The 13,606-nt window shown below is 70.2% G+C and carries 9 protein-coding genes; all 9 read left to right on the top strand.

Annotation, left to right across the window (positions count from 1 at the left end; genetic code table 11):
* The first annotated feature begins 26 nt into the window (after positions 1 to 26).
* The 9 genes from ACIBCU_RS25140 to ACIBCU_RS25100 all read left to right on the top strand — a co-directional run bounded on the left by ACIBCU_RS25140 (position 27) and on the right by ACIBCU_RS25100 (position 13,599).
* Positions 27 to 1,268 carry an extracellular solute-binding protein gene (locus ACIBCU_RS25140; protein ID WP_362929926.1) on the top strand — a complete coding sequence of 414 codons (1,242 nt, stop codon included), beginning with the start codon at positions 27 to 29 and terminating at the stop codon, positions 1,266 to 1,268.
* Between the two features lie 2 nt (positions 1,269 to 1,270).
* Positions 1,271 to 2,200, top strand: coding sequence for a sugar ABC transporter permease (locus ACIBCU_RS25135; RefSeq protein WP_362929893.1), 930 nt, complete (start codon positions 1,271 to 1,273; stop codon positions 2,198 to 2,200).
* Between the two features lie 4 nt (positions 2,201 to 2,204).
* Positions 2,205 to 3,104 (top strand): carbohydrate ABC transporter permease, encoded by a 900-nt coding sequence (locus tag ACIBCU_RS25130; protein WP_362929891.1) that lies wholly within the window; start codon positions 2,205 to 2,207, stop codon positions 3,102 to 3,104.
* Between the two features lie 52 nt (positions 3,105 to 3,156).
* Complete coding sequence (locus ACIBCU_RS25125; RefSeq protein WP_399234133.1) at positions 3,157 to 5,559, top strand: glycoside hydrolase family 3 N-terminal domain-containing protein; 2,403 nt, start codon at positions 3,157 to 3,159, stop codon at positions 5,557 to 5,559.
* A 143-nt stretch (positions 5,560 to 5,702) separates the two neighbouring features.
* The gene (locus ACIBCU_RS25120) at positions 5,703 to 6,806 is read left to right on the top strand and encodes an endo-1,4-beta-xylanase (RefSeq protein ID WP_399234131.1); all 1,104 of its coding nucleotides are present in this window, start codon (positions 5,703 to 5,705) and stop codon (positions 6,804 to 6,806) included.
* Between the two features lie 325 nt (positions 6,807 to 7,131).
* Entirely contained in the window at positions 7,132 to 8,667 is a 1,536-nt protein-coding gene (locus ACIBCU_RS25115; protein ID WP_399234129.1) for a sodium:solute symporter family protein, read from the top strand.
* An 84-nt stretch (positions 8,668 to 8,751) separates the two neighbouring features.
* Positions 8,752 to 11,931 carry a glycosyl hydrolase 115 family protein gene (locus ACIBCU_RS25110; protein ID WP_399234127.1) on the top strand — a complete coding sequence of 1,060 codons (3,180 nt, stop codon included), beginning with the start codon at positions 8,752 to 8,754 and terminating at the stop codon, positions 11,929 to 11,931.
* Between the two features lie 27 nt (positions 11,932 to 11,958).
* Positions 11,959 to 12,351, top strand: a complete 393-nt coding sequence (locus ACIBCU_RS25105) for a hypothetical protein (protein WP_362929881.1) — start codon at positions 11,959 to 11,961, stop codon at positions 12,349 to 12,351.
* 147 nt (positions 12,352 to 12,498) lie between these two features.
* Positions 12,499 to 13,599: an NADH:flavin oxidoreductase/NADH oxidase gene (locus tag ACIBCU_RS25100; RefSeq protein ID WP_362929879.1), complete on the top strand. Its 1,101-nt coding sequence runs from the start codon at positions 12,499 to 12,501 to the stop codon at positions 13,597 to 13,599.
* Positions 13,600 to 13,606: the final 7 nt, after the last annotated feature.

Below are 13,606 nucleotides of genomic sequence, written 5' to 3'. Positions count from 1 at the left end.
CGAGATGGGCCGCGGCGGGCGCGGCGATGGTCATGGCCGGTGTGCTGGCCGGCTGCGGTTCCGGCGGCGGGAGCGACAGCGGCACCATCACCGCTTACGTCTACGGGGACGACGCGGTCAAGGTTCAGCAGGCAGCGGTCGAGACGTTCAACAAGACCTCCAAGGTCAAGGTGAAGCTGGTTCCGGTCCCCGGCGCCGACTATGTGAACAAGCTGCGCAGTGCCATGGGCTCACCCAGCGCCCCCGATGTCTTCTACAACTGGGGCGGCGGCTCCATCAAGCCGTACGTCGATTCCAAGGACCTGGTCGACCTGACGTCGACGGTCAAGAACGACGCCGAGCTCAAAAACGGTTTCATTCCTTCGATCATGACGGCCGGCGGTCTCGAAGGGAAGATCTACGGGGTGCCCATGCGCGGCATGCAGCCCGTGATGCTCTTCTACAACAAGACCCTCTTCGCCGAGCACAAGATCGAGCCGCCCAAGACCTGGGAAGACCTCCAGGCGGCGATCAAGACCTTCAAGGCCGCCGGAATCATCCCCTTCGCGCTCGGCGGTTCGGAGAAGTGGCCCGAACTGATGTGGATGGAGTACCTGCTGGACCGGATCGGCGGCCCGGAGGTCTTCAAGAAGATCCAGGACGGCGACACCGACGGCTGGGGCGACCCCGCGGTGCTCAAGACGGCCCAGACCGTCAAGGAACTGATCGATCAGGGCGCCTTCGGCAAGAACTTCAACTCCGTGGACTACGGCAGTGGAGCGGCACCGACCCTGCTCAGCAAGGGCAAGGCCGCGATGCACCTCATGGGCTCGTGGGAATACTCGACCCAGCTGGGCAAAGCGCCTGAATTCGCCAAGAAGGACCTCGGCTGGACCACCTTCCCGACGGTGGCAGGAGGGGTCGGAGACCCGGCGAACATCGTGGGGAACCCCACCAACTACTGGTCCATCAACGCCCGGACCAAGCACAAGGACACCGCCATCGAGTTCCTGAAGACGATGGCGTCGAAGACCTACGCACAGGCCCTCGTCGACAACGGTGACGTCCCCACCACGTCCAACGCGGCCTCGATGCTGAGCGGTTCCCCCAACCCCGAGTTCGCCACCGACCAGTACGAAATGGTGCAGAAGGCCCCGAGCTTCACCCTCTCGTGGGACCAGGCGCTCGAATCCCAGTACGCCACGCCACTGCTCACGGAGATCAGCAAGCTGTTCGCCGGCAAGACGACCCCCGAGCAGTTCGTCGAAGCAATGAAGGCCGCAAAGTAACGATGTCCCATCACGCTCCGGTCGCGAAGAGCCACGGAGACAGGAAGGCGGCCGCCGGCAATGTCGGCCGCCCCCCGGTCGCCTGGGCCGTTCCCGGCATCCTCTTCTTCGCCGTCTTCGCGATCGTCCCTCTGGCGATCGCCGTCTATCTCTCCTTCACCGAATGGGACGGGCTCGACTCCCCGACCTTCACGGGTCTGGACAACTGGACCCGGCTGTTCAACGACTCCGAGTTCGGCCAGGCCGCCTGGTTGAGCCTTCTTCTCACCACGATCAGCTGGGTCTTCCAGACTCCGGTGGCCCTGCTGCTGGGTGTATGGGCCGCGGGCCGCCAGCGCAGCCGGGCGTTCCTGTCCGCGATCTTCTTCATCCCGCTGCTGCTCTCCACCACCGCCATCGCGATACTGTTCCGCGCCCTGCTGGATCCCAACTTCGGTGTGATCCAGACGATCGGGCCCTGGCTCGGCATCGACCCCAACGTCATGGGATCGTCCACCGGCGCCCTGCTCGTGGTGGCGTTCGTCGGCGGCTGGCAGTTCATGCCCTTCCACACGCTGATCTACCAGGGCGGTGCCCGGCAGATCCCGGAGGTCCTCTACCAGGCCGCCTCCATCGACGGCGCGGGCATGGTGCGGCAGTTCTTCCACATCACCCTGCCGCAGCTGCGCCACACGATGACGACCTCGTCGATCCTGATGATCGTCGGCTCGCTGACGTACTTCGACACCGTGCTCATCATGACCAAGGGCGGCCCCGGCACGGACACGACGATCCTGCCCTACCTGATGTACCGGACCGGCTTCCAGACGTACGACCTCGGCTATGCGGCGGCCATCGCCACGGCTCTCGTCGTCGTGGCCACCAGTATCTCGCTGATCATGGTCCGCCTCAGTGGCTTCGGGTCCATGCGGTCCACCCGGGAAGGTATGTGACGAGATGTCGATCGACACCCGCCCCGCTTCGCCGCAGCAGCGCGCGACACCCACCTCGCCGCGTCGCGGCCGCCCGGTCCGCCGACGCAGGTCCCTGGGCAACCCCGTGGCCGGCATCGGCTCGCTGATCTGGCTCGTCATCGTCCTGGTGCCGCTCTACACGCTGGTTTCCGCGTCCCTGATGCACCAGGACGAGGCGCTGAACGGCGACCCGCTGGCGATCCCCTCGGATCCGACGCTCGACAACTACGACTTCGTGCTCGACAGCGGGTTCCTCACGCTGATCGGCAACACCGCGCTCGTCGCCGTGGCCACGGTCGTCATCGTGCTGGTGCTCTCCGTCCCGGTGGCGTACGTGGCGGTACGCACCCGCAGCCGGCTCTCGTCGCTCGCCTTCCGGACCTTCCTGCTCGGTGTGGCGATCCCGGCGCAGGCGGTGATCGTGCCCCTGTATCTGATGATCGGCAAGATGGGGCTGTACGACACCCTGTGGGCCATCATCCTGCCCACCGCCGCCTTCGCGATGCCCGTCGCGGTCCTCGTGCTCAGCGGCACGATGCGCGACGTCTCCGAGGAGATGTACGAGGCGATGGCCCTCGACGGCGCCTCGCCCGTGCGCATGCTCTGGCAGCTGGCGGTGCCGCTGTCCAAGGCCGGGATCAGCACGGTGGCGATCTTCTCCGCCCTGCAGGCGTGGAACGGCTTCCTGTTCCCGCTGATCCTGACGCAGTCGGAGGAGCAACGCGTACTGACGCTCGGACTGTTCAACTTCATGAGCCAGTTCGGAGTGAACATCCCCGCGGTACTGGCGGCGATCATCCTCTCCGTCATACCCATCTTCGCCGTGTACCTCGTGGCGAGGCGGGCGCTGATCAACGGACTGATGGGGGTGGGCGGCAAATAGCGCATCGACGCCGCTCCGGACCACCGCACTCATGAGAGGAACCCCTGCCGCCATGGCAATCCACCCCGACCCGCACACCCGCCAGGCCGAACCGCCCACCGCCGTCGGCGGCCCGTGGCGCGACCCTTCGCTCAGCCCCGAGGAGCGGGTGGCCGACCTCGCCGCCCGGATGACGCTCGAGGAGAAGGCTGCCCAGCTCTACGGAATCTGGGTGGGCGCCGACGCGGAGGGCGACGGAGTCGCACCGCATCAGAACGACATGGTCGACCCGGTCGACTTCGAGGACATCACCACGCGCGGACTCGGCCAGCTCACCCGGCCGTTCGGCACCGCCCCCGTGGACCCGGGCGTCGGCGCCGTCTCGCTGGCGACGGCCCAGGCCAGGATCGCCGAGGCGGGCAGGTTCGGCATTCCCGCGCTCGCCCACGAGGAGTGCCTGGCCGGCTTCACCGCCTGGGGCGCGACCGCCTATCCGGTCCCGCTGGCCTGGGGCGCGGCCTGGGACCCGGAACTGGTCGCCGAGATGGCGCACCGGATCGGCAGCGACATGCGGTCGGTCGGGGTCCATCAGGGGCTTGCCCCGGTCCTGGACGTGGTGCGGGACCTGCGTTGGGGCCGCGTCGAGGAGACCATCGGCGAGGACCCCTACCTCGTGGCGACCATCGGCACGGCATATGTGCGGGGCCTGGAGTCTTCCGGGATCGTCGCCACGCTCAAGCACTTCGCCGGCTACTCCGCGTCGGCCGGCGCGCGCAACCTCGCCCCGGTCCGGGCGGGCGCCCGCGAAATGGCCGACGTGATCCTGCCACCGTTCGAGATGGCGATCCGGGAGGGCGGCGCCCGGTCGGTGATGCACTCGTACGCCGAGATCGACGGCGTACCGGCCGCAGCCGACCCGGCCCTGCTCACCGGGCTCCTCCGGGACACCTGGGGGTTCAACGGGACGGTCGTCGCCGACTACTTCGGCATCGGCTTCCTGGAGACCCTGCACAAGGTCGCCGCCGGACGCGGCGACGCCGCGCGGCTGGCCCTCACCGCAGGTGTCGACGTAGAACTGCCCACCGTGCGCAGCTATGGTGACGAGCTCGTCGCCGCCGTACGCGACGGACTCGTGGCCGAGGAACTGGTGGACCGCGCTCTGCGTCGGGTCCTGCTGCAGAAGTGCGAGCTCGGTCTGCTCGATCCGGACCGGAGGGCCCTGCCCGCTGTGCTCAACGGGGTGGATCCGGAGCAGGCGCGCGGCACGGTGGACCTCGACCCGCCGCGGAACCGGGCGCTGGCCCGGCTGCTCGCCGAGCGGTCCTGTGTCCTGCTGGCCAATCCCGAGGCCGCGCTTCCGCTGAGCGGCACCGGACGCATCGCGGTCGTGGGACCCCGTGCCGACGACCCGCTGGCCATGCTCGGCTGCTACTCCTTCCCCAGCCACGTCGGGGTCCAGCACCCCGAGGCGGCCATGGGCATCGACGTGCCGACGGTGCTGGAGGCGCTCCGCGAGGAGTTCCCCGGCGTGGGAATCGACTACGCGCAGGGCTGTGACGTGGACGGCACGGACGCCTCCCGGATCGAGGAGGCCACCGCGCTGGCGGCCGGGGCCGATGTCTGTGTGGCCGTGCTCGGCGACCGGGCCGGGCTGTTCGGCCGCGGCACCTCCGGCGAGGGCTGCGACGCGGCCGACCTGTCGCTGCCCGGTCTCCAGGGCGAGCTCCTCGACGCGCTGCTCGCGACCGGCACCCCCGTCGTCCTCGTACTGCTGACGGGACGGACGTACGCGCTCGGCGGGCGGGCCGACGGGCTGGCCGCGTGTGTGCAGGCGTTCTTCCCCGGTGAGGAGGGCGGCCCGGCGATCGCGGGTGTGCTCTCGGGGCGGGTCAACCCCTCCGGGCGTCTGCCCGTAGGCGTGCCCAACGGTGCCGGCGGCCAGCCGTGGACGTATCTGCAGCCGCCGCTCGGCCGGGTCAACGGGGTCAGCAATCTGGACCCGACCCCGCTCTACCCCTTCGGGCACGGGCTCTCGTACACCTCGTTCGCCTGGGAGGCCGGTGCCGACGTGCCCGCCGAACTCCCCACCGACGGCGAGACCGACCTCGCGGTCACCGTCCGCAACACCGGAGACCGCGACGGGGCGGAAGTGGTCCAGCTCTACGTCCACGACCCGGTGGCCCAGACCACGCGTCCCGAGGTCCGGCTCATCGGATACGCCCGGGTGCCGCTCGCCGCAGGGGAGGCCCGGAAGGTCAGCTTCCGATTCCACCCCGACCTGGTCTCCTTCACCGGGACCGGCGGCCGCCGGATAGTCGAGCCCGGCGACCTGGAGTTGCGCTTCGCCACGTCCAGCGACGCGGCCGACGTCAAGCACACCGTACGGCTGCGTCTCACCGGCCCAGAGCGGACCGTCGATCACCGACGCCGCATGGTGTGCGCGACGTCGGTCGACCCGCTTATCGCTCAGACGTGACGTGTGGGGGCCGCGGCCCCCACACACACCCGCCCCGCGCCCCCCAGGGGTGCGCGGGGCGGGTGCCGAAACTTTCGAAGGCCACCTCGGCGCGCCCGGCCCCAGGCTGCGTGTCCGCGCGCCACCACGGAAAGGCACCTGTCATGCTCAAGGCAACTCGTTCGGTCGCGGTCGGCTCCGCGGCCGCCGTCCTCCTGGTCTCCGCGCTCACCCTCTCCAGTGCCTCCGCCGCCGGCAACGACTCCGGACGGCACGGCGGAAAGGGCCACAGCGCCGCCCCGGGGAGCCTCGGCGCCCTCGGCCAGAAGGCCGGACTGCGCATCGGGACGGCGGTCGACACCTCCGCCCTGGCCGAGGACGTGCCCTACCGGGCCAAGGCCGCAGGGGAGTTCTCCTCCGTCACCGCGGAGAACGTCATGAAGTGGGAGGCGGTCGAACCGCAGCGAGGGACGCACGACTGGGCCGCCGCCGACGAGCTCGTCGACTTCGCGAAGAAGAACGGACAGCTGGTCCGCGGCCACACCCTGGTCTGGCACAACCAGCTGCCCGCATGGCTGAACGAGGGCGACTTCACCACCGCCGAGCTCCGGGAGATCCTGCGTCGGCACATCACCGACCAGGTCACGCACTTCAAGGGCGAGATCTGGCAGTGGGACGTCGTGAACGAGGCCTTCAACGACGACGGCACGCTGAGGGACAGCATCTGGCTGCGGAAGCTCGGCCCCGGCTACATCGCGGACGCCTTCCGCTGGGCCCACCGAGCGGACCCCAAGGCCCGCCTGTTCATCAACGACTACAACATCGAGGGCGTCAACGCGAAGAGCACGGCCCTCTACGAGCTGGTCACCGAGCTGCGTGAGCAGCACGTGCCCGTCCACGGAGTCGGTATCCAGGGCCACCTCGGCGTCCAGTACAGCGCGCCCCACGACATCGCCGACAACATGCTGCGCTTCGACCGTCTCGGCCTCGAGACCGCGATCACCGAGGCCGACGTCCGGATCCCCATGCCGGCCGACAGCACAAAGCTCGAGGCCCAGGCCGAGGGCTACGCCGTCCTGCTGCGCGGTTGCCTCCTCACCCCGGGCTGCAACGACTTCACCGTCTGGGGCTTCTCCGACACCTACTCCTGGGTCCCGGACACCTTCCCCGGCGAGGGTGCGGCCAACATCTTCGACGAGAACTACGTCCCCAAGCCCGCCTACGGCACCCTGCGCCAGACCCTGACGCTCGCCGCGGGCCGGCACTGAACCACACACCACCACGGGCACGGAAGAGGCGCGGAACGACGACGGACCTCCGGATCACCACCGGAGGGCGCATCACTCCGGTCGCCTTCCGGGACCCGGCCGGCACGGGGCTGTCGATGCACTCCGACTCGCACCTGGACATCAGGCCGGCCGCGCCGACCCACCCGGCGGCCGCCACGCCGAAGCCGGCGCGACCGGGACGACACCGGCTGCATGAAGCGGATCGCCCCCTCGTACGAGAAGAAGACGCCCCGCCGGCAATCCGCCCGGGCCGTCGGTTCCCCGCCGCGCGGCCCCGGTCACGTACGCACATCGAGGAGTTCTGATGGCCCCGCTCGACTGGGCCGCCCTGGGCGGCTATTTCCTGGTGATGCTGCTCATCGGCCTCTGGTCGCACCGCCGCGTCGGCAACATGAGCGACTACTTCACCGGAGGCGGCCGGATGCCGTGGTGGCTCTCCGGCATCTCCCACCACATGTCCGGCTACAGCGCCGCCGTGTTCGTCGCCTACGCCGCCATCGCCTACAGCTACGGCATCACCGTCTACGTCTGGGCCTTCCTGCCGCTCGCCTTCGGCACCGCGGTGGGCGCCTGGCTGTTCGCCCCGCGCTGGCAGCGGCTCAGGCAGCGCTACGCGGTCGCCTCGCCCCTGGAATACCTCGCCAAGCGCTACAACGTGCCTACCCAGCAGGCGCTCGCCTGGAGCGGGGCGCTGCTCAAGGTGTTCGACGTGGCCGCCAAGTGGGCCTCCGTGGCCGTGCTGCTCAACGTGTTCACCGGCATGTCGATGACCACCGGCATCCTGATCACCGGCATCGTCACCTTGCTCTACTGCACCGTCGGCGGCCTGTGGGCCGACGCGCTCACCGACTTCGGACAGTTCGTCATCCAGGGCGCCGCCGCACTCGCCATGCTCTGGGTCGTGCTGGACCGCCTCGGCGACGGCCTGGCCGGCCTGGGCACCATCTGGCACAGGCTGCCCGAGGGGCACGGGCAGCCGCTCGTCGGCCCGTACACCGCGACCTTCCTCGGCGCGTACGTCGTCGTGAAGCTCTTCGAGTACAACGGCGGCATGTGGAACCTGGCCCAGCGCTACATGGCCACGGACTCCCCGAAGGCGGCCCGCCGTTCGGCCGGGCTCTCCGCCCTGCTGTACGTGTTCTGGCCGGCCGTCCTGCTCTTCCCGCCCGTCGCCGCGGCCGTGCTGCTGCCGGACATCGCGGACCCGGAGAAGGTCTACGCGCTCATGGCGGAGTCGTACCTGCCCGCGGGGCTCGTCGGGCTGACGCTGGCGGGGATGTTCTCGCACACCATGGCGATGGCCTCCTCGGACGCCAACGCGGTCTCCGCGGTCGTCACCCGCGACATCATCCCCGCCGTGGTCCGCCGTGCCCGGGACCTCTCCCCGGCGACCGGGCTGCTCGTCGCCCGGGTGTGCACCGTCGTCTTCATCAGCGTCAGCATGATCGTCGCGATCGAGGCGGACCACTTCGGTGGTGTGCTGGGCATCATCGTCGGGCTGGTCGCGGCCGTGATGGGACCCATATCGATCCCGATGCTTCTGGGACTGCTGCCCGCCTTCCGCCGGTTCGGGCCCCGGGCCGCACTGTCCTCCTGGGCGCTGGGGTTGCTCGGGTACCTCCTCGTGAAGTTCGGGCTCGACAGCACGGACCAGACGCTCGTGATCGTCACACCGCTCGTCACCTCGCTGGTGGTGTACATCGTCGTCGGGCTGATCAGTCCGGAGCCGGACGCCACCGCCGACGCCATCGTCGCCGCGCTCTCGCCCGGCCCGGGCGAGGAAGGCGGCCCGGCGCCCGCAGCCCCGCGGCCCGCAGCCGCGCCCGGCGTCACCGACTGACCTCGCGGCGCCCGCACCGCACATCTGCCAAGGGCTCACGCCCACTCAATTTGTCATGCGTGTGAACAAAATGGGGAGAGCGACATGGACAAGCACACCAGCCGCAGAGCGGTCCTCGGGGCCGGCCTCGGCGTCACGGCACTGGCGGCGACGCCCCTCGGATCGCTGATGGGGCTGACGGGGGAGGCCGCGGCGACGCCCGCCGGCCCGGGGCACTCCCCGGCGGTGCGCCCCACCGACCCCGGGGCGTACATCTCCTTCACGCCACGCTCCGGCGCCTTCCCCCTGGTCAGGGCCGGCAAGGCGGCCCCTGTCGTGGTCAGCGACAAGGATCACGACGGCGTCGTCCGGGTGGCGGGCGACCTGCGGGACGACATCGAGCGCGTCACCGGCGTGCGCCCCGCGCTCTCCCGGAACGAGGCGCCCCGCGCCCGCGAGATCGTCCTCATCGGCACCATCGGCCGCAGTCCGCTGATCGACGGCCTGATCGCCGCGGGCAAGCTCAAGGTCTCCGGGATCGCGGGCACGTGGGAGACCAGCCTGCAGACGGTGGTGGAGAAGCCGCTGCCCGGAGTGGACCGCGCGTTCGTCATCGCCGGCGGCGACCAGCGCGGCACGATCTTCGGCGCGTACGACGTCTCCCGCGGCATCGGGGTCTCGCCCTGGTACTGGTGGGACGACGTCACCCCCGTCCACCGTGAGGCGCTGTACGTCCTGCCCGGCCGGTACAGCCAGGGCACCCCCGCCGTGAAGTACCGCGGGTTCTTCATCAACGACGAGAACCCGGCGCTCGGCACCTGGGCACCCGCCTTCTTCGGCCCCGGCAAGGCGCCAGGCTTCGAGGGCGGCTTCAACGCCGCCTTCTACGCCAAGATCTTCGAAGTGATGCTGCGGCTCAAGGCCAACTACCTCTGGCCGGCGGTCTGGGGCCGCGCCTTCGCCGAGGACGACCCGGAGAACCACGCCACCGCGAAGGCCTACGGGGTCGTCATGGGCACCTCCCACGAGGCGCCCATGATGCGGGGCATCGAGGAGTGGAACCGGCACGCCGTGGCCGCTGTCCGCGACAGCGCGGGAAACATCACCAAGCCGGGCCACGACCCGTACGGCGGCACCGGCGAGTGGTCCTTCCGCCGCAACGCCGAGGCCATCAAGGCCTACTGGCGTGAGGGCGTCCGCCGTATGGCGGACGAGGACTTCGAGGGAGTGGTCACCCTCGGGATGCGCGGCAACGGCGACGTCAGCCTGCCGGACGGCGACGGAATCGACCTGATGACGGAGATCATCGCCACCCAGCGTCAGATCCTCGCCGAGGAACTCGGCGCGCAGGACGCCGTCCCGCAGGTCTGGACCCTCTACAAGGAGGTCCAGCACTACTGGGACCGTGGACTGCGGGTCCCGGACGACATCACCGTCGTCCTCACCGACGACAACTGGGCCAACGTCCGCAAGCTGCCGGATCTGAAGAACGAGGCCCGCAGCGGCGGATACGGCCTCTATTACCACTTCGACTACGTCGGGGTGGGGCGCAACTACAAGTGGGTCGACACCGCCTCGCTCCCCAACATGTGGGACCAGCTCCACCAGAGCGCGGCCTACGGCAACCACGGCCTCTGGGTCACCAACGTGGGCGACCTCAAGGGCAACGAACTGCCCACCCAGTTCTTCCTGGAGTACGCCTGGGATCCCGACCGATGGCCCCTGGACGCGCTCCCGGAGTGGGAGGAGCGTTACGCCGCGCAGAACTTCGGCGAGCGCCAGGCCGAGGAGATCGCCGAGATCCTGCGTACGTACGCCAGGCTGCAGTCCCGCCGCAAGCCCGAGCTGCTCAACCGGAAGATCACCCTCGACCCGGCCAAGGACCCGGCCACGGACTCCTCCGCCATCGTCTACGACGACCGGGCCACGCCCTTCAGCATCGTCGACTACCGCGAGCTGGAGCGGGTCACCGAGGACTGGCAGCGCCTCGACGCCGCCGCCGAACGTGTCCGGCGGGGCCTGCCGGCGTCCGCGCAGGACGCCTGGTACGAGCTCGTCGGCTACGCGGTCCGGGCGACCGCCAATCTGTACGCCCTGCGGGAGGCGGAATTCACCAACCTGCACTACGCACCCCAGGGCCGCGCCCTGACCAACCAGCTCGCCGCCACCGCCGAGGCGGGCCTGGCCGAGGACTTCGCACTGGCGCGCCGCTTCAATACCGAGGTGGCCGACGGCAAATGGGAAGGCTTCCAGACCCAGCCGCACATCGGCTACGGCGATGTGGACCGTTACGGCCCCAACGCCCCCTGGCAGCAGCCCGAGCTGAACAACGTGGCGATCGCGGACGAGATCTTCCCCGCCGTGCGGCGCATCGAACTCCCGCGCAAGGCCGAGATGGGCGTGGCCGTCGACGGCTCGTCCGAGTGGTGGCCGGCGTCCGGCGCAGAGGCGGTCCTGCCCGTCTTCAGCCCGTACCAGAGCCAGCCCGCACAGTACGTGGAGGTGTTCAACCGGGGCACCGAACCCTTCGACTTCCGCATCCGTACGGGCGCCTCCTGGCTGATCGCCGACCGGACGCGGGGCAGGGTGGACGCCCAGACCCGGGTGACCTTCCGGGTCGACTGGTCCCGGGCCCCGAAGGGCGTCACACGGGTCCCCGTCACCGTCTCCGGCCCCGGCGGCAGCGAGGTCACCGTCCGTGCCGTGGTCGACCGGCCCCGGCTGGAGCGGTCACAGCTCAAGGGGTTCGTCGAGGCCAACGGCTACGTCTCCATCGAGGCCGACCACTTCCACCGGGCGGTCGGCAGGGACGGGATCTCCTGGCGCCGCATCCCGGGCATCGGCCGCACGGGATCGGGCATGGAGCCCTTCCCCGTCACCGCGGCACGGCAGACCCCGGGCGGCCCGGGGCCCCGGCTTGAGTACCGGGTCAGCCTGTTCACCACCGGGCCGGTGACCGTCTGGGCGTATCTGTCGCCCCGCAACAACGCCCTGGCCACCGACGGACTCACGTACGCCGTCTCCTTCGACGACGACGCCCCGCAGTCCGTCAACATCACCGAGGTCACGGGGTCGGACGACGGCACCATGAACACGCAGTGGGCCCGCAACACCTCGGACAACGTCAACCGCACCGGCACCGCCCACCACATCGGCCGGGCGGGCTCCCACGTACTGAAATTCTGGATGGTCGACCCGACCGTGGTACTCCAGAACCTCGTGGTGGACACCGGCGGCCTCAAGCCCAGCTATCTGGGTCCGCCGGAGAGTCTCCGGCTGAGCTGACCGGAGCGGGACGAGGAGGCGGCAGGGATGAGCATCGAGATCCGGGACACCGAGGGGCGCGGCGCGGCGCTGGAGGTGGCCCCTGGGCCCGCGGAGGGGCCCCTCCAGGTCGGGATCCGGATCGAGGGCGCCTCCTGGTCCTGCTCCACGGCCGCGGCCAGGGAGCTGGCCGCGGCACTCGTCGCCGCGGCCGCCGAGGCGGAGAACGCGCGGTCGGCGGAGCCCGTCACCGTCAGGGCGCGCGAGCTGCTGCGCGGGGACGTACGGGACGGGGACCGGCTGATGACGGTGGAGTCCGTCCGGACGGACGGCGCGAACGTCCAGGTGATCTGGACGTCGGGAGGCGGACGCAGCTGGAGCCAGATGTACGAGGCCGACGCCGACATCCGCCTCCGGCGGCGGCTGCGGCCGGAGGGGTGAGGAAGGCGTCGTACGGGCCACTTCGTATTTCGACATCCGCCGTAGTACGGTGAATCTCGTAGTACGGTGAATCTCGTATGAAGCGACGGCCCGGGACGCCCCGGGCCGTCGCGCCGCCCGTCGCGTCCCGAGGAATCGGAGTCCCCTGTGAGTGCGCTGTTCGAGCCCTACGCCCTGCGGTCGCTGACCGTTCCCAACCGGATCTGGATGGCCCCGATGTGCCAGTACAGCGCGGAGGCATCCGGCCCCGACGCGGGTACGGCCAACGAATGGCACGTCGCCCACTACGCCTCCCGTGCAGTCGGCGGCACCGGGCTCGTCCTGGTCGAGGCGACCGCCGTCAGCCCGGAAGGCCGGATCAGCCCCGCCGACCTCGGCATCTGGAACGACCGTCAGGTGGAGGCGTTCCGCCGGATCACCGACTTCCTCGCGTCTCAGGGAACCGTCCCGGGGATCCAGCTCGCGCATGCCGGACGGAAGGCGTCGACAGACCGTCCCTGGCGCGGCGGGGCCTCCATCGGTGCCGGTGACCCCGAGGGCTGGCAGACGGTCGCCCCGAGCCCCCTCGCGTACGACGATGGCCACACGGTGCCCGCCGAGCTGGGCGTCGACGACATCCAGCAGGTCGTGCGGCAGTTCGCCGACGCCGCCCGCCGGGCGCTCGACGCGGGCTTCAAGGTCGCCGAGATCCACGGAGCGCACGGCTATCTGATCGGACAGTTCCTGTCCCCGGAGAGCAATCACCGCACCGACGCCTACGGTGGCTCCTTCGAGAACCGCACACGCTTCGCACTGGAGGTCGTGGACGCCGTGCGCGCCGTGTGGCCCGAGGAGCTCCCGCTCTTCTTCCGCATCTCCGCGACCGACTGGCTCACCGAGAACGCGGACGACCCGCGCGAGGGCTGGACCGCCGACGACACCGTCCGCTTCGCGCGCGAGCTGCTCGCTCACGGCGTCGACCTGCTGGACGTCTCGACCGGCGGTCTGGCGCCGAAGGCGAGCATCCCCGTGGAGCCCGGCTACCAGGTGCCGTTCGCCGAGCGGGTGCGCAACGAGACCGGCCTTCCCGTGGCCGCAGTGGGGCTGATCACCGACCCCGTGCAGGCGGAGAAGATCCTCGCCGACGGTAGCGCCGACGCCGTCCTGCTCGGCCGCGAGCTGCTGCGTGATCCCTACTTCGCCCGCAAGGCCGCCCGCGAACTCGGTGGTGACATCCGGACGCCCGACCAGTACGCCCGGGCGGTGTGACACCGCG

The sequence above is a fragment of the Streptomyces sp. NPDC051064 genome (assembly GCF_044455985.1).
Taxonomy (GTDB): Bacteria; Actinomycetota; Actinomycetes; order Streptomycetales; family Streptomycetaceae; genus Streptomyces.
The sequence above is the reverse complement of the archived record's forward strand: the minus strand, read 5'-3'. Positions and strand labels throughout refer to the sequence as shown.